The 22,510-nt window shown below is 70.9% G+C and carries 21 protein-coding genes; 13 read left to right on the top strand and 8 right to left on the bottom strand.

From position 1 onward, the window contains the following. Window positions 1–51 precede the first annotated feature (51 nt). Genes AB0I77_RS22265 through AB0I77_RS22255 form a run of 3 tightly spaced genes read left to right on the top strand, consistent with a single transcriptional unit; the run spans window position 52 to window position 3,432 of the window. Window positions 52–1,176 (top strand): CaiB/BaiF CoA-transferase family protein, encoded by a 1,125-nt coding sequence (locus tag AB0I77_RS22265; protein WP_363284393.1) that lies wholly within the window; start codon window positions 52–54, stop codon window positions 1,174–1,176. Next, a complete protein-coding gene (locus AB0I77_RS22260) occupies window positions 1,173–2,219 on the top strand; it encodes an LLM class F420-dependent oxidoreductase (protein ID WP_363284392.1) in 1,047 nt (348 codons plus the stop codon). The genes AB0I77_RS22265 and AB0I77_RS22260 overlap by 4 nt, the downstream gene beginning before the upstream one ends. 13 nt (window positions 2,220–2,232) lie before the next feature. After that, window positions 2,233–3,432 (top strand): acyl-CoA dehydrogenase family protein, encoded by a 1,200-nt coding sequence (locus AB0I77_RS22255; RefSeq protein ID WP_363284391.1) that lies wholly within the window; start codon window positions 2,233–2,235, stop codon window positions 3,430–3,432. An 840-nt stretch (window positions 3,433–4,272) separates the two neighbouring features. On the opposite strand, the gene AB0I77_RS22250 is transcribed toward AB0I77_RS22255, so the two are convergent. Beyond that, window positions 4,273–4,671 carry a nuclear transport factor 2 family protein gene (locus tag AB0I77_RS22250; RefSeq protein ID WP_363284390.1) on the bottom strand — a complete coding sequence of 133 codons (399 nt, stop codon included), beginning with the start codon at window positions 4,669–4,671 and terminating at the stop codon, window positions 4,273–4,275. Window positions 4,672–4,763: 92 nt separating this feature from the next. Next, window positions 4,764–5,387 carry an NAD(P)H-binding protein gene (locus tag AB0I77_RS22245; RefSeq protein ID WP_363284389.1) on the bottom strand — a complete coding sequence of 208 codons (624 nt, stop codon included), beginning with the start codon at window positions 5,385–5,387 and terminating at the stop codon, window positions 4,764–4,766. 104 nt (window positions 5,388–5,491) lie between these two features. Here AB0I77_RS22245 and AB0I77_RS22240 point away from each other — a divergent pair, with 104 nt between their 5' ends. Both AB0I77_RS22240 and AB0I77_RS22235 read left to right on the top strand, forming a co-directional pair. After that, on the top strand, window positions 5,492–5,875 hold the full coding sequence (locus tag AB0I77_RS22240) for a helix-turn-helix domain-containing protein (protein ID WP_363284388.1): 384 nt from the start codon (window positions 5,492–5,494) through the stop codon (window positions 5,873–5,875). A 1,110-nt stretch (window positions 5,876–6,985) separates the two neighbouring features. After that, complete coding sequence (locus AB0I77_RS22235; RefSeq protein WP_363284387.1) at window positions 6,986–7,264, top strand: type II toxin-antitoxin system Phd/YefM family antitoxin; 279 nt, start codon at window positions 6,986–6,988, stop codon at window positions 7,262–7,264. Window positions 7,265–7,308: 44 nt separating this feature from the next. Here the strand turns inward: AB0I77_RS22235 and AB0I77_RS22230 are convergent, their stop codons facing one another. After that, window positions 7,309–8,334 carry an ABC transporter permease gene (locus AB0I77_RS22230; RefSeq protein WP_363284386.1) on the bottom strand — a complete coding sequence of 342 codons (1,026 nt, stop codon included), beginning with the start codon at window positions 8,332–8,334 and terminating at the stop codon, window positions 7,309–7,311. 111 nt (window positions 8,335–8,445) lie between these two features. On the opposite strand from AB0I77_RS22230, the gene AB0I77_RS22225 reads away from it, so the two are divergent. From AB0I77_RS22225 to AB0I77_RS22190, 8 genes are all read left to right on the top strand, one after another. After that, window positions 8,446–9,120, top strand: a complete 675-nt coding sequence (locus tag AB0I77_RS22225; protein WP_363284385.1) for a TetR/AcrR family transcriptional regulator — start codon at window positions 8,446–8,448, stop codon at window positions 9,118–9,120. Window positions 9,121–9,209: 89 nt separating this feature from the next. Then, window positions 9,210–9,512 (top strand): urease subunit gamma, encoded by a 303-nt coding sequence (locus AB0I77_RS22220; protein ID WP_010355509.1) that lies wholly within the window; start codon window positions 9,210–9,212, stop codon window positions 9,510–9,512. A 14-nt stretch (window positions 9,513–9,526) separates the two neighbouring features. After that, on the top strand, window positions 9,527–9,838 hold the full coding sequence (locus AB0I77_RS22215; protein ID WP_363284384.1) for an urease subunit beta: 312 nt from the start codon (window positions 9,527–9,529) through the stop codon (window positions 9,836–9,838). Next, window positions 9,831–11,552, top strand: a complete 1,722-nt coding sequence (locus tag AB0I77_RS22210) for an urease subunit alpha (RefSeq protein ID WP_363284383.1) — start codon at window positions 9,831–9,833, stop codon at window positions 11,550–11,552. Before AB0I77_RS22215 ends, AB0I77_RS22210 begins: the two co-directional genes overlap by 8 nt. Before the next feature lie 23 nt (window positions 11,553–11,575). After that, window positions 11,576–12,250, top strand: coding sequence for an urease accessory UreF family protein (locus tag AB0I77_RS22205; protein ID WP_363284382.1), 675 nt, complete (start codon window positions 11,576–11,578; stop codon window positions 12,248–12,250). Window positions 12,251–12,417: 167 nt separating this feature from the next. Continuing rightward, on the top strand, window positions 12,418–13,095 hold the full coding sequence (gene ureG, locus AB0I77_RS22200; protein ID WP_363284381.1) for an urease accessory protein UreG: 678 nt from the start codon (window positions 12,418–12,420) through the stop codon (window positions 13,093–13,095). Continuing rightward, window positions 13,092–13,850 (top strand): urease accessory protein UreD, encoded by a 759-nt coding sequence (locus AB0I77_RS22195; protein WP_363284380.1) that lies wholly within the window; start codon window positions 13,092–13,094, stop codon window positions 13,848–13,850. The genes ureG and AB0I77_RS22195 overlap by 4 nt, the downstream gene beginning before the upstream one ends. Before the next feature lie 131 nt (window positions 13,851–13,981). Then, window positions 13,982–15,577, top strand: coding sequence for an alpha/beta hydrolase (locus AB0I77_RS22190; protein WP_363284379.1), 1,596 nt, complete (start codon window positions 13,982–13,984; stop codon window positions 15,575–15,577). 85 nt (window positions 15,578–15,662) lie between these two features. Here the strand turns inward: AB0I77_RS22190 and AB0I77_RS22185 are convergent, their stop codons facing one another. The 5 genes from AB0I77_RS22185 to ddaH form a co-directional block, all read right to left on the bottom strand. Further along, a complete protein-coding gene (locus AB0I77_RS22185; protein ID WP_363284378.1) occupies window positions 15,663–16,382 on the bottom strand; it encodes a lysophospholipid acyltransferase family protein in 720 nt (239 codons plus the stop codon). 213 nt (window positions 16,383–16,595) lie between these two features. Continuing rightward, window positions 16,596–17,825, bottom strand: coding sequence for a SpoIIE family protein phosphatase (locus AB0I77_RS22180; protein WP_363284377.1), 1,230 nt, complete (start codon window positions 17,823–17,825; stop codon window positions 16,596–16,598). A gap of 82 nt (window positions 17,826–17,907) precedes the next feature. Further along, entirely contained in the window at window positions 17,908–20,364 is a 2,457-nt protein-coding gene (locus tag AB0I77_RS22175) for a SpoIIE family protein phosphatase (RefSeq protein ID WP_363284376.1), read from the bottom strand. A 109-nt stretch (window positions 20,365–20,473) separates the two neighbouring features. Continuing rightward, window positions 20,474–21,688 (bottom strand): ornithine--oxo-acid transaminase, encoded by a 1,215-nt coding sequence (gene rocD / locus AB0I77_RS22170; protein WP_363284374.1) that lies wholly within the window; start codon window positions 21,686–21,688, stop codon window positions 20,474–20,476. Continuing rightward, complete coding sequence (ddaH, locus tag AB0I77_RS22165) at window positions 21,685–22,506, bottom strand: dimethylargininase (protein WP_363284373.1); 822 nt, start codon at window positions 22,504–22,506, stop codon at window positions 21,685–21,687. The genes rocD and ddaH overlap by 4 nt, the downstream gene beginning before the upstream one ends. Window positions 22,507–22,510 lie beyond the last annotated feature (4 nt).

The raw sequence follows: 22,510 nt of genomic DNA, 5'->3' as shown, positions 1-22,510 counted from the left end.
GCCGCCGGACGTGGCCCGCTGGCAGGCCTGCGCGTGCTGGAAATCGCCAGCATGGCCCCGGGTCCCTTCGCCTGCACTGTCCTGGCCGACCTCGGCGCGGAGGTGCTCCGCGTCGACCGCGCCTCGGACGTCGACCCGGACACGCGCGGCTCCAAGGACCCGCTCGCCCGGGGGCGCCGCTCCCTCGCCGTCGACCTGAAGCACCCCGACGGCGCCGCGCTCGTCAGGTACCTCGCCGCCCGGGCCGACGTCCTGGTGGAGGGCTTCCGGCCCGGCGTCGCCGAGCGCCTGGGCATCGGTCCCGAGGACTGCCGGGCCGTCAACCCCGCTCTGGTGTACGGGCGGATGACCGGCTGGGGGCAGATCGGTCCGCTCGCGCCGCGCGCCGGGCACGACATCACCTACCTCGCTGTCTCCGGCGCCCTCGGTCTGATCGGTCCGCCCGACCGGCCCCCGGTGCCGCCCGTCAACCTGGTCGGGGACTTCGGCGGCGGCGGCATGCTCCTGGCGCTCGGGATCCTGGCCGCACTGTACGAACGGGAGCGCTCAGGCCTGGGACAGGTCGTCGACGCGGCCATGGTCGACGGCGCCGCCCTGCTGACCACCGCCCTCCACGGCCTGCGGGCGACGGGCGACTGGCAGGGGGGCCGGGGAGAGAACCTGCTCGACGGGGGAGCGCCGTTCTACACGACGTACGAGACCGCCGACGGCGGACACATGGCCGTCGGACCGATCGAGGAGCGGTTCTACGCCCAACTCCTCACCGGTCTCGGCCTGTCGGACGATCCGGACCTGCCCGCACAGTACGACCGCGAACGCTGGCCCGAACTGCGGCAGCGCCTGGCCGCCGCGTTCAAGGAGCGCACCCGCGACGAGTGGACCGCCCTGTTCGAACCGACCGATGCCTGTGTGGCCCCCGTGCTCAGCCCTTGGGAAGCGCACCTCCACCCGCACAACGCGGCACGCTCGGTCTTCACCGAGACGGCCGGCGTACGACAGCCCGCGCCCGCGCCCCGCTTCGACCGCACCCCGGGCGCAATCCAGGGACCCCCGCCGGTGGTGGGCCAGGACACCCGGACCGCCCTCGCCGACTGGGGAGTCGACGCTCCGGAGACCGACCGGCTGCTCGCCGCGACGGTCGTCGTCCAGCACCCTCACACAGGAGAGAACCGATGAGACTGGGCCTGAGCATGGGCCACTGGGGCCGAGACGGAGGTGCCGAACCACTGGCACTCGCCCTGGAGGCCGAGCGCCTCGGCTATGACGTCGTCTGGGCCGCCGAGGCCTACGGCTCCGATGCCGTAACCGTGTTGTCCTGGCTCGCCGGCCGGACCACGCGGATCGGACTCGGTTCGGCGGTGATGCAGATCCCGGCCCGCACCCCGGCGATGACCGGCATGACGGCCGCGACCCTGGACTCCCTGTCGGACGGCCGCTTTCATCTGGGCCTGGGAGTCTCCGGGCCGCAGGTGTCGGCGGGCTGGCACGGCGTCGAATTCGGCAAGCCGCTGGCCCGCACCCGCGAGTACATCGACGTCGTACGGGCCGTCGTACGACGCGAACTCGTCCGTCACGAGGGCGAGCACTATCCGCTGCCCCTGCCGGGCCCGGGCGGCAGCGCCGGCAAACCGCTGCGCCTGATCATCCACCCCGTGCGGGAGGAGATCCCCGTCTACCTGGCGGCCGTCGGACCGCGCAACATCCGCCTGGCCGGCGAGATCGCGGACGGCTGGCTCGCCCTCTTCCATGCGCCGTCCCACGCGGGCGAGAACCTCGCCCAGCTCCGCGAAGGACGCGGTGAGCGGGGGCTGGCCGGCTTCGACGTCGTGGCGAGCGTGCCGGTGTCGGTCGGGGACGACCTCGACGCCTGCGCCGACCGGATCCGCGCCTACACGGCGCTCTACGTCGGCGGTATGGGCAGCAGGGAGAAGAACTTCTACAACGCCCAGGCCCGTGCGCTCGGTTACGAGAAGGAAGCGCGGACCGTGCAGGACCTCTATCTCTCGGGCGAGACCGAAGCCGCCGCCGGCGAGGTGCCGTTCGGGCTGATCGACGAGACCAGTCTGCTCGGACCGGTGGACCGGATCGCCGACCGGCTCGCCGCCTTCGCCGCAAGCGGTGTCACCACCTTGTCCGTCATCCCCCACGGCGTCACCTATGAGGAGAAGGCGGCCTGTCTGGCCACCGTCGCCGAGGCCCTGAACCGAGCGAACATCTGAGGAGAGCAGGACAGTGGAGCGCACTCTTTACGACCAGGACCACGAGGACTTCCGTGACGTCGTGCGGGAGTTCGTCGTACGAGAGGTCGTCCCGCATCAGGAGCGCTGGGACGCCGATCACCTCATCGACCGGGCGGTGTGGACGGCTGCGGGAAAGCAGGGGCTGCTGGGGCTCGCCGTGCCCGAGGAATACGGCGGCGGGGGACAGGACGACTTCCGCTACCGCACCGTGATGATGGAGGAGTTCGCCGTGGTGGGCGCGGCGTCCCTGGGCTCGGGGTTCAGTGTCCAGGACGACATCGTGCTGCCGTACCTCCTGGATCTCGGCACCGAGGAACAGAAACGGCGCTGGCTTCCCGGCATCTGTGCCGGCGAGACGATCACGGCCATCGCCATGACTGAGCCCGGCGCGGGCAGCGACCTCCAGGGCATCCGGACTTCCGCCGTCCGGGACGGCGACGAGTGGGTGCTCGACGGCGCCAAGACCTTCATCACCAGCGGCATCCTGTCCGATCTGGTCATCGTGCTGGCGCGCACCGATCCCGCCGCCGGAGCGCGCGGCATGAGCCTGTTCGTCGTCGAACGAGGCATGCCGGGCTTCACCCGGGGCCGCAAGCTGGACAAGATCGGTCTGCACGCGCAGGACACCGCCGAGCTGTTCTTCGACTCCGTCCGCGTACCGGCGGCCAACCTCCTGGGCACGGAGGGCCGCGGCTTCATGCACCTGATGGAGCGGCTGCCGCGTGAGCGGATGGCCATCGCGGTTTCGGCCCAGTGCGTCACCGAGACCGTGCTGGAGCAGACGCTGGACTACTGCACCGAGCGCACCGCCTTCGGCCGCCCGGTCGCGGACTTCCAGCACAGCCGCTTCCTGCTGGCTGAGCTGACGACCCAGGCCGACATCACCCGCGTCTACCTGGACCGTGCCATCGAGGCGTTGAACGAGGGCACCCTCACCGCCGTCGACGCGGCCAAGGCGAAGTGGTGGGCCACCGAGCTCCAGACGAAAACCGTGGACCGCTGCCTCCAACTCCATGGAGGCTACGGCTACATGAAGGAGTACCCCGTCGCGCGAGCCTTCCTCGACTCCCGCATCCAGACCGTCTACGGCGGGACCACCGAGATCATGAAGGAGATCATCGGCCGGGACCTCGCGGCCGGCAGGGAGACCGGACGAGGGAACGTGACCGCGAAGCGCCATACTGCTGACTGATCGACGCCGCGGAGGTCAGGCCATGACGCCGTCACCGACGGTACTTCGCGGTGGGTCGTGCGTCGGCCACCGCTGGGCGGACGGATCCTTTGTAGCTCGGACAGCAGCGCAGGTATCGAGTTGATGACGGAGAGTGGCATCCGTGGTGGGTTGCCTGGAGTCCAACGAAGCCTCCAGGCAACCGACTTCAGGCTCTGGTACTACAGCGGCGCTTGGCACACGCTCACCACGTCGCCCTGCTTCTCACTGGACGCCAATAGCACGGCGGTGACCCCGCCCGGGTCGCCCGGTCCGCTACGGCGAGATCGTCGCCTCGATCGCGTCGAAGTCCGCCGTGCCGGACGTGCGCGACACGGTCCGGCACGGCGGGACTGCGTGCGCCATGTGCCGCCTTGCGCCGGTGACGCTCCGGCGTGGTGATCTTAGGATCGGGCAGGACCCGTTCCTTGCCCCAGGCGGGCCATAGCACCGTCGATTAGGTCGAGACCCACAGCCAGGTGCTGTCGGGCTGGCGGCGCGCGACTTCGGAGGTGATTGCACCCGGCAGTACCGGGTTCTCCAGGGGCAGCACGGTGGAGGTCAGTGCCAGGTCGCCGACGACGCGGCGTGCCGTTGGGATGTGAGGGCATCTTCGGGGTGCCGGCCAGCATCGCCTCGTAGGCTCTTTGCGCAGTCCGCTGTAGCCGGTGCTGGCCGGACCATGGAAGTACAGGGCCCCGATGGGCTCGTACGGCGCGAGCACGCCGTCGATGTCCCCGGCCTCGGCGCGCTCGAGCCACAGTCGGCCCAGATCCTCGGGCTTGTGTGCCTTTCGCGACCGTGGTCGGTGACCGCCGGCTTCTAGGCCTGCCCTGGGCTCTGGGAGAACATGTACTTGTGGATGCGCCACCCGTCCGGGGTGTGACGCAGCACGAACAGCTCGCGGAAGTAGGCCTGGGTGCGAGTGCCGTCGGCCACGGCAGTCACCGTGACGGGCTGCTCGGATCGGACGATCGCGATCTCGTCGTAGACCTCGGTCGAGACCACCTCCACGTTGACCTCCATCCCGATGGCGGCGAAGGTGCTGGCGTAGAAGGAGTCAACGGCGTCGCGGCCGCGCAGGCTGGGCAAGTTCTCGGGGATGATCTCGGCCTCGTCGGCGTAGAGCTGCAAGATCGTGTCAGTGTCCTTGATCTGCAGCGCTTGCATGTACGCCTCGACTACGCCGACCGCGTCGGCGGTGCTGTCGTTGTTCGTCATGTGGTGCTCCTCTGATATTTGTCTGATATTTGGTTGGCAACCCACACCACACGTGCCGGTGGCGTGCCAACTTTTCCGTTTGTGTGAGCCGGTCAGTACGCGACGTGGACGAGGCGGCGGCTGAGCTCGCCCCGCTGCAACTCGTCGACGAGAGCGACGGCGTAGTCCTCGGTGCTGATGTGGCTGTTGCCCTCGCCGTCGCTGAGCAGTTGGTGATCGCCTGTCCGGTACGCGCCCGTGCGCTCGCCCGGCGTGATCATCGCGGGCGGGGAGAGGTAGGTCCATTCCAGGCCGTCGGAGTTCTCCCGGACAAGGTCGAACAGCGCCACCTGGGCGAGGGTCCGCGGCAGGAAGTCCTCGGGGAACCCGGGGGTGTCGACGACCCGTACACCGGGGGAGACCTCCAGGATGCCCGCGCCGCCCACCACCACCAGGCGACGCACCCCGGCCCTGCGTATGCCGTGCAGTACGCCGCGGCCCACCTCCAGCAGTGACTCGGGGGCCTCGGTGCCGTCTCGTGGCGGTGCCACCGCCAGGACCACCGCGTCGTGGCCGGCCGCCAGGCGTGCGACGGTGTCGGCGTCGCTCGCGTCCGCCGCGAGGGTGCCGTCCTTGCCGCTGCGCGTGGCACCGGTCACCTCGTGGCCCCGCTTGCCCGCCTCGGCAGCGATCCGGCTGCCGATCATCCCGGTGGCTCCGAACAGCAAGATGCGCATCCCATGACCTCCTTGTCGTCATCGCGTGTGCCGTGCACGCGCCTTCACGGGAAGGTATCAATGGGATACTGGTTACTTCAAAGATACTGGAGTACCCTTCGGATATGGTGAAAGAAGCTGCCGACGAATCCGAGATCTGCTGCCCGTCCCGGCTGGTGCTCGACCGCATCGGTGACAAGTGGTCGGTGCTGATCGTGCTGAACCTGGGCGACGGCCCCATGCGGTTCAGTGAACTGCGGGGGGTGCTTCATCACGTGACGCCCAAGGTCCTCACCTACACACTGCGGGGGATGGAACGCGACGGCCTGCTCACCCGGACGGTCTTCGCCGAGGTCCCGCCCCGCGTGGAGTACGAACTGACCCCGCTGGGCCACTCCCTGCGGCCCGTCGTGGAGCCGATCAGCACCTGGGCCGCGGAGCACGTGGACGAGGTCCTGTCCTTGCGCAAGGCCCACGACGCCCGCTCCGAGGACGAGTTCGCGGGCTGATCACCAAGTAGCCCGACTGCGAGATACGGCCCGCCACGCACGAGACCATGGTGCCGTGGTCGATGACCGTGCGTGGCGGGCCGCTGTTGAACTCACTGCGAACGCACTCCGAACTCACTGCGAACGCAGAAGAGCCCGTTCTTGTTGGCAGCCGGGAGATCCGGCGCAAACCAGGGCGCAGCGTTTTCCGGGGTGCCTACGATCTGCAGCCGCAGTTACGGGGGTCGGTGGCCTCGGCGGCGGTAGTGGCTGAGGCGGGCGCGGTGTTGATGGCGTCCTCATCAACCGTGACGTCCCCACCCATGCACAGCTCAACGAGCAACCCCACCAACCGTCACAGCAACCGCGGCTGCAGGACCAACCGACGCCGTTCTCGTATTCCGGTGCCGCCGGAGTCGTCAGGTTCGTGGTAGGCGCAGCGGCACGACGTTGGCAGCGGCAGATGAGCCCGTCTGCCGCGGTGCGCGGCATGACGCTCTCAACCGCTGCTCTGCTGCATTAACCTCGCGCTTTCACGAACGAGCCTGTCCGAAGCGTGAAGAAGCGTACAGGCCGGTGGCGTGCTGCTGGTCGAGACGGTCCGCAAGACCGGGCTGGACCAGGCGATATCGGCGGCCCTGACGCCGTGGCGGAAGCAACGGGTGGGGCATGATCCGGGGAAGATCCTGCTGGATGTGGCCCTCGCGGTCGCGTCCCCATCGCGGCTCGACCGAGGTCGATTCAGAGTGCTGTCAGCGGATTCACAGCCTGATCAACGCCGTCTGACCTGGGCCGACTCGGACCAAAACGGAGGCCGGATTGGAGTGGTTTGCGTCACTCGGTCACGAGGTGGACGTGGACGCTCGCGAGGTTGACATGGATGACCAGCGGAGGTGGCGGTGCCGCGAGTGTGGCAGTGAGCTCATCCTCACCGGCAAGGGTAGACGCAGTCGTCGACGGCAAGACGCGGTGCCCGGCCGATGCGGAGGAGTAGGGCTGACAGACGGCTGCCGCCTCTCACACATTTCTCACGGACTGTAGGAGAGGCGGCAGCCGAGAGGCGTCTGACCTGGTCTTTCCTTGCGCCCAGTGGAACTGATGGACTCCACGGATGCCCCGTAAGCTAGGGGCATGGCCTATGAGATTCCGGTGACGCAAGCCAGGGCTGAACTCGCCGACCTGATCAACCGGGTGGTGTACGGCGGTGAGCGGGTGGTCGTCACGCGGCATGGCAAACCACTCGTGGCCCTGGTCTCCGCCGCCGACCTCGAACGGCTGGAGGAACTCCAGGAGCCCGCGGAGGAGCAGGTGATCAGCGCGGTGTCCGCCGTCCGCGAGGTCGCCTCCGCTCCCCGCGAACAGCAGCGCTTCGGCATCGCGGCGCACCATCGGGGGCCCGGCGCTTCCTAGGGGCTCTCTGAAGGTTTCCTAGGGGGGGCCGGACAGGCCGGCGGTCAGCCGACGGCCGTCAGTTCCCTCTCGGCCGCGCGCTCGGTGCGCTTCGTACGCGTCTGGAGCGCACTGCCGAGGAGTACGGCGCCCAGGCCCAGCGCGGCCCACCAGGTCAGCGTCAGGGCGGGATCGGTCGCCGCCGCGCCGTCGAAGAACGACACCGAGCGCACCAGGGTCGTCCCCGCGCCCGGCGGCAGCCACTGGCCGATCGTCCCGACCGGCTCGGGCAGCAGCTGCGGTGCCGTCGCCGCGCCGGAGAACGGATTGCCGAACAGCATCACCACACCCGCGGCGATCCCGATGCCCGCTCGGCCCAGCAGGGCGGACAGGCCGGCCACCGCCGCGCTCACGGCCAGGGTCGCCAGGGCGAGCGACCCGGCCTCCGCCCACCAGTCGCCGGTGAGCACCCCGAGCCAGCTGTGCGCGATCGCCGCCGCGGCCACGCCGACCAGAGCCGCGGCGGCGAGCAGCGCGGTCACGGCCCGGATGCCGCGCAGCCCGAGCAGGCTCACCGCCGAGCCCGCCGCGATCCCGGCCAGGGCGAGCGGCAGCACACACGCGTTCAGCGCCGAGCCCCGCGGGTCCGCCTCGGGAGCGGCCACCACGTCGACCGTCCTGATCTGCCCGCCCTCGGCGGACGCCTGCTCGGCCACCGCCTGCTGGAGCAGCTGGGCGACGAACGGGCTCGCGGCGGACGCGGTCAGCAGCTCGGGACCCTCGGCGGTGACGACGACCGCGCCGTATACGGTCCGGTCCTCGATGGCGCGGCGGGCGGCGGCCTCGTCGGCGTAGCGGTGGATCTCGAACGCGCCCTTCTGTTGTTGGAGTTGCCGCTCCACCTGGGCCGTGGCGGCGGCCGGTCCGGCCACGCCGAGTGGCAGATCGCGCGGTGCGGTGCGGGCGGCCGGCCAGGCGAAGGCCCACAGAGCGAGGGCCGCGAGCAGGGGGATCAGTACGGCGACGGCGACCACGCCGTGGCCGTTCGGCAGCGTCCTCGGCGTCGCCTGGGTGGCGGGTGCGGTGGACATGGGTGAGCTCCTCGCGTCAAAAAGAAGGATCGTTCGTTTTGGAGATGGCATCACCGTCCCGTCGGTCTGCGTGGCTTGTCAAGAAGGAATATTCGTTTTAGATTGCCGACCATGGCCCGCGTATCCCAGGAGCACCTGGACGCCCGCCGCCGCCAGATCCTCGACGGCGCCGCGCTCTGCTTCGCCCGCAACGGTTTCCACGCCACGTCCATGCAGGACGTGCTGAAGGAGGTCGATCTCTCCGCCGGTGCCGTCTACCGCTACTTCAGCGGCAAGGAGGAGCTCATCGCCGCGATCGTCGGCGAAGTGCTCGGCGAGGTCCGGGAGGCCTTCGAGGAAGCCGCGAAACAGCACCCGCCGCAGCCGCCGGATCTCCTGGTCGGGGCGGTCCTGAACCGGACGTTCGGCCTGCGGGCGTCGCTGACCGTCGACGGGGAACCGGCCTTCCCGCGTCTGGTCATCCAGGCGTGGGGGGAGACATTGCGCAACCCGGAGCTCGCGACCGTCCTGCGCGAGGCGTACAGCTCGGTGGGCGAGGCCTGGGAGCGGGTCGTCGAGGCCTACCAGGACGCCGGGATGATGCGGGCCGACGTGCCCGCCGAGCATGTCGCGCGCACCATGGTCGCCATGGTGCAGGGATTCGTCGCGCAGCAGCCCCTGCTGGGACAGGCCCCGGTCGAGGTTCTCCAGAACGGCCTACGCGCGTTGATGAGCATGTCGGTCCCGCCTCCGGACCCCGGAGTGGATCACAGCTCGGTTAACTTGGCTGAAACGCCGTCCAACTAGCCTGCCCCTCCTACGCCACCAGGGACTTTGCCCCGGGGCTGCGGCAACCGGACCCCGCACGGTCCGGAGCGAGGACTGTGAGGTGGGACGTGCAACTGACCCCGCACGAGCAAGAGAGGCTGCTAATCCATGTGGCGGCCGACGTGGCCGAGAAGCGCCGGGCCCGTGGGCTCAAGCTGAACCACCCGGAGGCAGTCGCCCTCATCACGTCGCACATCCTCGAGGGCGCGCGGGACGGTCGTACCGTGGCCGAACTCATGGCGTCGGGCCGCAAGCTGCTCACCCGGGACGACGTCATGGAAGGCATCCCCGAGATGATCCACGACGTGCAGGTCGAGGCGACCTTCCCGGACGGCACCAAGCTCGTCACCGTCCACGACCCGATCGTCTGACGGGGGAGGCCGCCATGATTCCCGGAGAGTTCCTGTTCGCCGAGGACCCGATCGTCTACAACGAAGGCCGTGAGGTCACCCGGCTGACCGTCCTCAACGCCGCCGACCGGCCCGTCCAGGTCGGCTCCCACTACCACTTCGCCGAGGCCAACCCCGGTCTGGACTTCGACCGCGCCGCCGCCCGCGGCAAGCGGCTCAACATCGCCGCCGGCACCGCCGTGCGCTTCGAGCCCGGGATCCCCGCCGACGTCGAACTCGTCCCCCTCGCCGGCGCCCGCGTGGTGCCCGGGCTGCGCGGGGAGACCGGAGGTGCCCTCGATGCCTGAGATCTCGCGTGCCGCGTACGCCGACCTGTTCGGCCCCACGACCGGCGACCGCATACGGCTCGCCGACACCGACCTGATCGTCGAGATCGAGGAGGATCGCTGCGGCGGTCCCGGGCTCGCCGGTGAGGAGGCGGTCTTCGGCGGCGGCAAGGTCATCCGCGAATCCATGGGCCAGTCGCGTGCCACGCGCGCGGAGGGCACCCCCGACACCGTCATCACCGGTGCCGTGATCGTCGACCACTGGGGGATCGTCAAGGCCGACGTCGGCATCCGCGACGGCCGGATCACCGGCATCGGCAAGGCCGGCAACCCCGACACCATGGACGGCGTCCACCCCGACCTGGTCATCGGTCCCGAGACCGAGATCATCGCGGGCAACGGCCGCATCCTGACCGCCGGCGCCGTCGACGCGCACGTGCACTTCATCTGCCCGCAGATCGCCGACGAGGCGCTGTCCGCCGGCGTCACGACCTTGGTCGGCGGCGGCACCGGCCCGGCCGAGGGATCGAAGGCGACCACCGTCACGCCCGGCCCCTGGCACCTCGCGCGCATGCTGGAGGCGATGGAGCAGTACCCGCTGAACATCGGCTTCCTCGGCAAGGGCAACACCGTCTCGCACGATTCGATGCTGTCGCAGATCCGCGGCGGCGCGCTGGGCCTCAAGCTGCACGAGGACTGGGGCTCCACCCCGGCCGTCATCGACGCCTCGCTGACCGTCGCCGACCGCACCGGCGTCCAGGTCGCCATCCACACGGACACGCTCAACGAGGCCGGGTTCGTCGGCGACACACTGGCGGCGATCGCCGGACGCGGGATTCACGCCTACCACACCGAAGGCGCCGGCGGCGGGCACGCGCCGGACATCATGACCGTCGTCTCCGAGCCGCACGTGCTGCCGAGCTCGACGAACCCGACGCGGCCGTTCACCGTCAACACGGCCGAGGAACACCTCGACATGCTGATGGTGTGCCACCACCTCAACCCGGCCGTCCCGGAGGACCTGGCCTTCGCCGAGTCCCGGATCCGGCCGTCGACGATCGGCGCGGAGGACATCCTCCACGACCTGGGTGCCATCTCGATCATCTCCTCCGACGCCCAGGCCATGGGGCGCGTGGGCGAGGTCGTCATGCGGACCTGGCAGACGGCTCATGTGATGAAGCGGCGGCGGGGAGCGTTGCCGGGGGACGGGCGCGCCGACAATCACCGGGTACGTCGCTATGTAGCCAAGTACACGATCAACCCGGCCCTCGCGCAGGGCCTCGCCCGCGAGATCGGCTCCGTCGAGACCGGCAAGCTCGCCGACCTGGTGCTGTGGGAGCCGGCGTTCTTCGGCGTCAAGCCGCACCTGGTCGTCAAGGGCGGGCAGATCGCGTACGCGCAGATGGGCGACGCCAACGCGTCCATCCCGACGCCGCAGCCGATCCTCCCGCGGCCGATGTACGGGGCGATCGGACGGGCGCCCGCGTCCAACTCGTTCAACTTCGTGGCGCCGCTCGCCATCGAGGACGGGCTGCCGGAGCGGCTCTCGCTCGGCAAGCGGTTCGTGGCGATCGAGTCGACGCGGGCCGTGACCAAGGCCGACATGCGGGAGAACGACGCGCGGCCACGCGTGCAGGTCGATCCCGACAGCTTCGCCGTGCACATCGACGGCGAACTGGTCGAGGCGACGCCCGCCGCGGAACTGCCCCTGGCCCAGCGGTACTTCCTCTTCTGATGGCACGGGGTTGAGAGGTTCCGATGTCACGAGCAGCACTTCTCGTCCTGGCCGACGGCCGCTTTCCCGCCGGGGGGCACGCGCATTCCGGCGGTGCCGAGGCGGCCGTCAAGGCCGGGCGGATCACGGGGGCCGCGAGCCTGGAGGGCTTCTGCCGGGGGCGACTGCACACGGCGGGGCGGGTGGCCGCCGCGCTGGCTGCTGCGGCCGTACTCGGCGTGGATCCCCGGGCGTTGGACGCGGCCGCGGACGCGCGGACACCGTCGCCCGCGTTGCGTGTTGCCGCGCGCAAGCTGGGGCGGCAGTTGATGCGGGCCGCTCGGGCGACCTGGCCCTCGGACGAACTCGACGCTCTGGCAAGGGAGTTCCCCAAGGGGGCCCATCAGCCGGTGGTGCTCGGGATGACGGCGCGGGCGGCGGGGCTCGGGGCGCTGGATGCCGCTTACTGTGCGGCGTACGAGAGTGTCAGCGGGGCGGCTTCGGCCACGGTGCGGTTGTTGAGTCTCGATCCCTTTGACGCGACCGGGGTGCTGGCTCGGTTGGCGCCGGAGCTGGATCGTGTCGCGGATCAGGCGGTGGAGGCGGCGGGGCTGTGTGTCGACGAGGGGGTCGATGCGTTGCCCGCGGCGTCCGCGCCGTTGCTGGAGATCAGTGCGGAGGCGCATGCCGCTTGGGCTGTACGACTGTTCGCGTCGTGACTGGGGCTCCGTGACTGGGGGCTCCGCCCTCAGACCCCGTATCGGCCTGAACGGCCTCGTCCTCAAGCGCCGGACGGGCTGGAATTGCCTGGACCGGGATGAAAAGGAACCGCAGACAAGACACAGCAGACAAGACACAGCAGCCAAGACATACAGGAGCCGCCTTTATGCACCTCGACCACTCCCACGACGGCCCCGCCGCCGTCAGCGCCGACGCCCACCGCCCCGACGGCTCCCACCGTGCCCTCCGGATCGGGCTCGGCGGGCCCGTCGGATCCGGGAAGACCGCCACCGTCGCCGCGCTCTGTCAGGCGCTGCGCGACGAGTTGTCCCTCGCCGTCGTCACCAACGACATCTACACGCGCGAGGACGCCGAGTTCCTGCTCCGGGAGGCCGTGCTGCCGCCCGAGCGGATCACCGCCGTGGAGACGGGGGCCTGCCCGCACACCGCGATCCGGGACGACATCTCCGCCAACCTCGAAGCGGTCGAGGATCTGGAGGACGAGGTCGGGCCGCTGGATCTGATTCTCGTCGAGTCCGGTGGCGACAATCTCACCGCGACCTTCTCCAAGGGGCTCGTTGACGCGCAGATCTTCGTGATCGACGTCGCCGGCGGTGACGACATTCCGAGGAAGGGCGGCCCGGGCGTCACCACCGCCGACCTGCTCGTCGTCAACAAGACCGACCTCGCGCCGTACGTCGGCTCCGACCTCGGCCGGATGGCGGCCGACGCGAAGGCGCAGCGAGCCGAACTGCCGGTCGTCTTCCAGTCCTTGCGGGCTGAGGGCGGGGTCGCCGACGTCGCCGCATGGGTGCGGGCCCAGCTCGCCGCGTGGACGGCATGACCGCGAGCGGAGTGCGGGCCACCGCTCGGATCGTCGCACGGGACGACGGCCGGGGCGGTACGTCCCTGCCCGTCCTGGAGGGCGACGGGCCGCTGGCGCTCAGACGCACCCGGGGGACGGGCAGCGAGGCGCGGGTCATGCTCGTCGGCGCGATGAGCGGGCCGCTCGGCGGCGACCACTTCACGGTGGAGGCCGGCGTGGAGGCCGGGGCCCGGCTGCGCCTCGGATCGGCCGCCGCCACCATCGCCCTGCCGGGCCAGGCGAAGGGCGAGGCCCGCTACGACGTGCGCCTCACCGTCGCCGACGGGGGCGAACTGCACTGGCTGCCCGAGCAGTTGATCTCCGCGCACGGCAGCGAGCTGTACGTCACGACCCGCGCCGACCTCGCTGCCACGGCCCGGCTCGTGCTGCGCGAGGAGCAGGTGCTCGGGCGGGCGGGGGAGGAGCCCGGGCGGCTCAGCAGCCGTCTCGTCCTGCGGGTCGGCGGGCGGACCGTGCTCGACCAGGAACTGTCCTGCGGGCCCGGAGCGCCGGGCGGCTGGGACGGGCCCGCGGTACTCGGGGGGCACCGCGCCGTCGGCCAAGTCATCGTCGTACGGCCGGAGTTCGTGGACGAGCCGGTGGCGGCGCGGGTGCTGGGGGAGGGCGCCGCGGTCGTTCCGCTCGCCGGGCCCGCCGCCCTGGTGACCGCCGTGGCACCGGACGCGCTACGGCTGCGGCGGGTGCTGGAGGAAGCGATGACGTCTCTCGGTTAGGTCAAGGTTCGCCGAGCGAACGTCTTGTTCCGCTTATCGGATTGGCAAAGAAGGTAAACAACCTCTGTTCTCGGGCCCCGCACAGCCGAGAGGATCCCCGTACTCATCAACGACGTACGGGGAGGCCTCACTTGAGAGACAAGAGAGCGACAAGACGGGCGGCGGCGTTCGGTTCCGCCGGGGTGCTCGTCACGGCGACCCTGATAGCCGGGGCCGTCGCGGCGCCCACCGCGAGCGCGGACGCCCGCCACGGCCAGGACCGCGAGGCCCGGGGCGCGACGATCGCCGCCGCCAAGGCCGCGAAGACCGGGATCGACTGGCAGGACTGCCCGGCCGACTGGGGCCTGGAGAAGCCGATCCAGTGCGGCTACGTCACCGTGCCGCTCGACTACGCCAAGCCGTACGGCAAGCAGATCAAGCTCGCCGTCGACCGCATCGGCAACACCGGCACCAAGGAGGAGCGCCAGGGCGCCCTCATCTACAACCCCGGCGGACCGGGCGGCTCCGGTCTGCGCTTCCCGCGCCGGGTCACCACCAAGGCCCCCGTCTGGGTCAACACGGCCAAGGCGTACGACTTCGTGGGCTTCGACCCTCGCGGTGTCGGCCACTCGACGCCCATCTCCTGCGCCGACCCGCAGGAGTTCGTGAAGGCGCCCAAGATGGACCCGGTGCCGGACTCCGAGGCCGACAAGCTCGCCCAGCGCAAGCTCGCGCGCGAGTACGCCGACGGCTGCTACGAGCGCAGCGGCGAGATGCTGCCGCACATGACCACGCCGAACACCGCGCGCGACCTGGACGTCATCCGCGCCGCGCTCGGCGAGAAGAAGCTCAACTACCTCGGCGTCTCCTACGGCACCTACCTCGGCGCGGTCTACGGCACGCTGTTCCCGGGCCATGTGCGCCGGATGGTCGTCGACAGTGTCGTCAACCCGTCGCGGGAGAAGATCTGGTACGAGGCCAACCTCGACCAGAACGTAGCCTTCGAGGGCCGCTGGAAGGACTGGGAGGACTGGGTCGCCGCCAACGACGCCACCTTCCACCTCGGCGGCACCCGCGCGGAAGTCCAGTCGAAGTGGCTGGAGTTGCGCGCCACCGCGAAGAAGAGCCCCATCGGCGGGGTCGTCGGCCCGGCCGAGCTGACCAACTTCGTCCTGGGCGCGCCGTACTACGACTCCTCGTGGGTGCCGGTCGCGACGGTGTTGAGCGAGTATTTCGCCGGTGACACCCAGGCACTCGTCGACGCCGCCGCCCCCGACCTCACGGACACCGCGGGCAACGCGGCCTCGGAGAACGGGAACGCCGTCTACACGGCCGTCGAGTGCACCGACGCCAAGTGGCCCACCAGCTGGCGGAAGTGGGACCGGGACAACACCCGGCTGCACCAGGACTACCCGCTCCTGACCTGGGCCAACGCCTGGTTGAACCTGCCGTGCGCCACCTGGCCCGTCAGGCAGCAGACCCCGGTGGACGTCCAGACCGGCAAGGGGCTGCCGGGTGTGCTGATCGTGCAGTCCGAGGGTGACGCCGCCACCCCGTACGGGGGCGCCGTCGAACTGCACAAGCGCTTCAAGGGCTCCCGGCTGATCACCGAGAAGGACGCGGGCTCCCACGGCGTGACCGGCCTGGTCAACCCGTGCGTCAACGAGCGGGTGGACACCTACCTGCTCACCGGCAAACTGGACGGCGCGGACGTGACGTGCACCCCGCACGCCACACCGAAGCCGTAGACGTAGCCGACTCCGTGCGGCGATGAGGGGCGGCCGGGACATCCGGCCGCCTCTTCTCATGCGGAACACGCGGATCGCGCAGACGTCAACTCAGCGGGATCCGGGGAAACCTGCGACGCTCGTTGGCGGTGGCTTCCTCCGCCTTCACCACGGCCGCGTACTGGTCGACGTACTCCTGCTCGGACAGCGTCAGGATGGCGTACATGATCTCGTCGGTGACGGCGCGCAGGATCGCCTTCTCGTTCTCCATCCCGTCGTAGCGGGAGAAGTCGAGGGGCTTGCCGAAGCGGATCACCACGGGGTGGATGTTCGGGACGACCTTGCCGGGCGGCTGCGCCTCGAAGGTGCCGATCATCGCGCACGGGATGACGGGCGCCTTGGCCCTGAGCGCCATCACGGCCACGCCGACCTTGCCCTTGTAGAGCCGGCCGTCGTGGGAACGCGTGCCCTCGGGATAGATGCCGAGCAGTTCGTCCTTGCCCAGGACGCCGAGCCCCTCACGGATCGCGGCCTGGCCGGCCTCCTTGCCGGAGCGGTCCACCGGGATCTGCCCGGCGCTGCGGAAGAAGAACGCGGTCAGCCGGCCCCTGATGCCGGGGCCCGTGAAGTACTCGGCCTTGGCGAGGAAGGTGATGCGCCGCTTGAGGACCGCGGGCATCAGGAAGTGGTCCGCGAAGGAGAGGTGGTTGCCCGCGACGATCGCCGGGCCCGTATCCGGTACGTGTTCGAGGCCCTCGATTCGGGGCCGGAAGGCCAGTCTCAGCACGGGGCCCAGCAACACGTACTTGAGCACGTAGTAGAACAACGGGTCGCTCCTCACTCCGGCGGATCGGCGGGGCCGCCGTGTTCCAGCAGGTCAACCGGCGTGTTGTGGGGGTGCCAGTGTAGGGGCAGGCGGAAGACGGGGGAACCTGGGCGACCTCGCCACCCGGCCCCGGGCAAGGGCCCGTTGAGGGCTTGCCCCCAGCTTGAGGGCCTGCGCACATCAGCTTGAGGGTCTGCCCTCGCCGGCTCACCCTCACAGCCGCACGATGATGAGCGCGGTGTCGTCGGTGGCACCTCCCGGAGGCAGCAGTTCCAGCAGGACGGCGTCCGCGAGGGCCTCGGGGTCCTCCTCGCGGTGCCGGCCGAGGGAGTCGGCGAGCCGGGCCAGCCCCGTGTCGATGTCCTCGCGGCGCCGTTCGATCAGGCCGTCGGTGTACAGCACGAGGGTGGCGCCCTCGGTGAAGGTGGTACCGGCCTGCGGCCGGGGAAGCGGGTCGGGGCGGGCGTCGAGCGGCGGATCGGTGGCCCGGTCGAGGAACTCCACCCCGCCGTCGGGATGGACCAGCACCGGCGGCGGATGGCCGGCGCTGCTGTAGGCGATGGTGTGGTGGTCGAAGTCGATGAACGTCGTGACGACGGTGGCCGATTCCGCGCCGTCGACCACATGGGCGTACCGCCCCAGGACGTCCAGCGCCTGCGCCGGGCCCTCGGCGACCCGGGAGGTGGCGCTGAGCGCGCTGCGCAGCTGGCCCATGACACCGGCGGCCGGCAGCCCGTGGCCCACCACGTCGCCCACGGACACCCCGAGACGGTGGCCGCCGACCAGGTCGACCAGGTCGTACCAGTCGCCGCACACGTTCAGCGCGCCGACCGCGGGCCGGTAGCGCACGGCCGCCCGGTGGTCGCCCACCTGTCGGCGGGCGGGCAGCATCGCCTCCTGGAGGGCCAGGGCCACCTCGCGCTCACGGGCGTGCGCCCGCCGCAGCCGGTCGTTGAGCTCCTGAAGCTCGCGGGCGCGGTTGTACAGCTCGGCCTCCAGTACCCGGGCCCGGCCGGAGCCGCGGCTGCCGCGGGCCCGGATCAGTTCGGTGACCTCCTCCACCCGGTGCACCAGCAGCACCACCTGCCCGTCCGGGCCGAGCACCGGCGCGTTGCACGGGCTCCAGTACCGCTCCTCCCAGTGCCCGGGCCGTTCGGGATCCTCGACGTCGTACCGCTGGAGGGCCATGGCGTCGCGCTCGCCGGTGGCCAGCACGCGGCGCAGCGAGGCCTCCAGGTTGCGCATGCCCGTCGCCGCGGGGTCGTTGGGGTTGTCCGGGAAGACATCGAACAGCCGGCGTCCGATGACCTGGTCGCGCTTGCGGCCGGCCCCGCGCAGGAACTCCTCGTTCATGTCCGCGAAGACCAGCTCGGGCGTGAGCAGGGCCACCATTCCGGGCAGGGCCTGGAACACCGCCGCGTAGTCGATCGCCGAATCGTTCATGGCTCCCGCTCTCGCCGCCAGGATTCCACCAGTTTCCCACGATATGGGTGAGTCAAAGTCGTATCGTCAAGTCGTATCGTCGTCATATTGCCGGACCCGTCAGGGACTGCTCCGCCCAGATGATCTTCCCCTCCGGGGTGAAGCGCGTGCCCCACCGCTGGCTGAACTGGGAGACCAGCAGCAGACCGCGCCCGCCCTCGTCCGTGGTGCGCGGATGACGCAGGTGCGGTGCGGTGGCGCCGCCGTCGAACACCTCGCAGATCAGCGCCCGCTCCTTGATCAGGCGCAGCCGGATGGGACCGGCGGCGTGCCGTATGGCGTTGGTCACCAGTTCGCTGACGACCAGCTCCGTGGTGAAGGCCAGCTCCTCCAGGTCCCATTCCGTCAGCTGCCGCGCGGCGGCCTTGCGCGCCTCGGCGACGACGGCCGGGTCGCCGGGCAGGTCCCAGTCCGCGACCTGGTCGTCGCCGAGGAGCCGGGTGCGGGCCATCAGCAGGGCCACGTCGTCGTCCGGACGGGCCGGGACCAGTGCGTCGACCACGGTCCGGCAGCGCAGGTCGATGGAGGCCGTGTCCCGCTCCAGGGCTCGGCGCAGCCGCTCCCGGTCCGCGTCCACGGCCTGCTCGGGCCCGCCGGCCAGCAGACCGTCGGTGTGCAGGGCCAGCACGCTGCCCTCCGCCAGGGCCAGCTCGACCGACTCGAAGGGCGGACCGCCCGCGCCGAGCGGCGACCCCTGCGGAAGATCGACGAACACGACACTCCCGTCGGGCAGCACGACGGCGGGCGCGGGATGGCCCGCGGACGCCATCGCGCACTGTCCGTCGACGGGGTCGTAGACGACGTAAACACACCCGGAGCCCAGATCCTGGGTGCCGTCGGACTCGGGCTCCGGCCCGACACCGTCCTCGCGGGCGTTCCGCGCGACCAGGTCGTCGAGGTGGGCGAGCACCTCCTCGGGCGGCAGATCCAGCGCCGCGAGGGTCCGTACGGCGGTCCGCAGCCGGCCCATGGACGCGGCGGCGCCGATGCCGTGCCCGGGCACCTCGCCCACCACGAGGGCCACCCGCGCGCCGGACAGCGGGATCAGGTCGTACCAGTCGCCGCCGAGGCCGGTCAGCTCGTCGGCCGGCCGGTAGTAGGCGGCCACCTCCACCGCGTTCTGCTGCGGCAGCCGGTGCGGGAGCAGGCTGCGCTGAAGGACCAGCGCCGCGTCTCGCTCGCGGGTGTAGCGGCGGGCGTTGTCGACGCAGACGGCCGCCCTCGACACCAGGTCCTCGGCCAGGCTCAGGTCGTCCGCGTCGAAGGGGTCCTGGCGGCGCCGCCGGAAGAACGTCGTCACGCCCAGGGTGACGCCCCGCGCGCGGACCGGCACGATCAGCACGCTGTGCAGCCCCAGCTCCAGGAAGGTGGCCGCACGGCCGCCGGGCAGGCCCGTCGCCCACTCCTTGGCACGCGGATCGAGCCGCTCCTCGTACCAGGACCGGCCGGTGGTCAGACTGCGGACCGGGGGCGAACCGGCCAGGTAGGCGGCCACCTCTCCGATGCCGACGACGGCCTCGGGAAGGTTCTCGTCCACCGACTGCTGCCCGGCCCGGCGCAGCGGCACCAGGTCCGTGTCGCTCAGCGGCCCGGGGGGCAGCTCGCCCCCGCGCAGCACCGACTCCAGCAGGTCCACGCAGACCAGGTCGGCGAATCCCGACACGGCCACGTCGGCCAGCTCCTGCGCGGTCCGCGTGATGTCCAGGGTGCGGCCGATCCGCTCCCCGGCCCGGTCCAGCAGGGCCAACCGCTGCCGTGCCCGGTGCCGATCGGTGATGTCGACGACCGTGTAGTACACGCCCATCGGACGGCCCTGCTCGTCGTCGAGCCGCGTGAACGACAGCATGTGCGCCGTCTCCCGGTGCGGCGCGGACCGCAGCCGGGCCACGTGCTCGTACCCCACCACCGGCTCACCGGTCGCCAGCACGCGCCGCATCTGCGCCTCGACCGATTCGGCGTCCATCCCCGGCTGGATGTCCGCCAGCCGCCGCCCGAGCCGCTGCTGTGCCGGTCCGCCGCCGAACTCCTCCAGAGCCGCGTTCGACCACACGAAGCGCAGGTCCACGTCCACGACGGCGATGCCGACCGGCGAGCGGGCGACCATCTGCTCCAGCGTCGGCCGGCTCATGTCCCAGCCGGGTGCCTGAGCCATCTCCGACAGCAGCACCAGCCATCTCGCCGGCCCCCGGGCGTCCACGGCCGAGGTGATCCGCACCATCACTCTGACCGGCTGCCCGTCCCGGCGCCGGGCGGTCAGCAGCCCCGCCCAGCCGCCTGCCGCACGGCACCGCTCGCCCAGCTCGGGCACGCGCCCGGCATCCTCGGCGGCCAGCAGGCCGGTCACCTTGGTACCCACCACCTCGGCGGCCGGGTACTCGAGCAGCCGCTGGGCGCCCCGGGTCCAGCTCGTCACCACGCCCCGCGCGTCGAGCAGCAGGGGCGCGGCGTCCGCCACGTCGAACCGCTGCCGGGCAACGCCCCGCTCCTCGTCTGCGCCCACGGCCGACCTCTCTGTCGCTGAGAGCGGTCTACCACCTCTTGTCCCTATCTTCACCCTTCCGGTCCGGGCTGCCTCCCGACCGCGGCCGAGCGGGAAACGCGGACAGGGATCAGAGCACCCTCTCCAGCACTCCGATCGCGGACCGCAACTCCTCCGCCGTGATCGTCAGCGGCGGTGCGAGGCGGATCGTCGAACCGTGGGTGTCCTTGACCAGGACGCCCTCCTCCATGAGGCGCCCGCTCACCTCGCGTCCGGTGCCGAGGGCGGGGTCGATGTCCACGCCCGCCCACAGCCCGCGCGAGCGGAATCCGACGACGCCCCGGCCCACGAGCTCGGTGAGCCCGTCGCGCAGGATCACGCCCAGCTCGGCCGCCCGGCGCTGGAACTCGCCCGTCTCCAGCAGCTCGACGACCGCCGTGCCGACCGCGGCGGCCAGCGGGTTGCCGCCGAACGTCGAACCGTGCTCGCCCGGCCGCAGCACACCGAGCACCTCCCGGCGGGCGACCACCGCGGACACCGGGACGATGCCGCCGCCCAGCGCCTTGCCCAGGAGCAGCACGTCGGGCACGACCGACTCGTGCTCGACGGCGAGCGTGCGGCCGGTGCGGCCGAGGCCCGACTGGATCTCGTCCGCGATGAACAGACAGCCCTTGCGGCGGGTCAGTTCGCGTACGCCGGTCAGGTAGCCCTCGTCCGGGATGACGACCCCCGCCTCGCCCTGGATGGGTTCGATCAGCACGGCCGCCGTGGTCTCGTCGACCGCCGCCTCCAGCGCGGCCAGGTCGTTGTACGGGACGATCCGGAAGCCCGGGGTGAACGGGCCGAAGCCCGTCCGTGCCGTCTCGTCCGTCGAGAAGCTGACGATCGTCGTCGTACGGCCGTGGAAGTTGTCCGCCGCGACCACGATCGTCGCCTGGTCGGCCGGGACGCCCTTCACCTCGTACGCCCACTTGCGGGCCACCTTGATGCCGCTCTCGACCGCCTCGGCGCCCGTGTTCATCGGCAGCACCATGTCCAGGCCCGTCAACTCCGCGAGCCGCTCGGCGAATTCGGCGAGCTTGTCGTTGTGGAAGGCGCGCGAGGTGAGCGTGAGCCGGTCCAGCTGGCGGTGCGCCGCCTCGACCAACGCGGGGTGGCGGTGGCCGAAGTTGAGGGCCGAGTAGCCGGCCAGCAGGTCGAGGTAGCGGCGGCCCTCGACGTCCTCCACCCAGGTGCCCTCGGCACGGGCGACGACCACGGGCAGCGGGTGGTAGTTGTGCGCGAGGACCGGCTCCTGAGCGCGGATGAGGTCGGCGGACGTACGCGTGCGGGCGGGTGCGGTCATGAGCGGATCTCCTGAGTGCAGCACTTGATGCCGCCGCCGGCCTTCTGGAACTCGGACAGGTCGACGGGGACGGGGACATAGCCGCGGTCGGCCAGACGGGCGGCGAGGGCCTCGGCCCGGGGCGCGATGAAGACATGGCGTCCGTCGGAGACGGAGTTCAGTCCGAACGTTCTCGCGTCGTCGCGGGTGGCGAGCACCGCGTCCGGATACAGCCGCGCGAGCACCTCACGGCTGCCCGACGAGAACGCCTCCGGGTAGTACACGATGTTTCCTTCGTGCCCGCCGTCCAGCACGAACAGCGCCGTGTCCAGGTGGTAGAAGTACGGGTCCACCAGCGTCAGGCTGATCACCGGGTGGCCGAAGAACTCCTGCACCTCGCGGTGCGCCTCACGGGTCGTACGGAATCCGGTGCCGGCCAGCATGTACCGGCCCGTCCACACCAGGTCGCCCTCGCCCTCGCAGACGGAAGCGGGCCGGTGGACGTCGTAGCCCGCCGTCTTGAACCAGGTGTCGTAGTGCGTGGATTCGGGGCGGCGCTCGGGGGCGTGGAAGAGGGAGCCGAAGACGCGGCCGTCGACGACGACCGCCGAGTTCGCGGCGAAGACCATGTCCGGGAGTCCGGGGACCGGATCCACGGTGTCGACCGCGTGGCCGTGGGCCCGGTAGGCGCGGATCAGCGTCTGCCACTGCTCGTGGGCCAGATCGACGTCGACATGGTTGTCGGGATGCATCCAGGGGTTGATCGCGTACTGCACGGCGAAGTGTCTGGGTTCGCAGACGAGGAAGCGCCGTCGGCGCGGCACACGGGAATCGGTCACAGAG

The sequence above is a fragment of the Streptomyces sp. NPDC050619 genome, assembly GCF_040654815.1.
Classification (GTDB): domain Bacteria; phylum Actinomycetota; class Actinomycetes; order Streptomycetales; family Streptomycetaceae; genus Streptomyces.
Note: the sequence above shows the minus strand (reverse complement) of the source record. Positions and strands in the feature narration are given on the sequence as shown.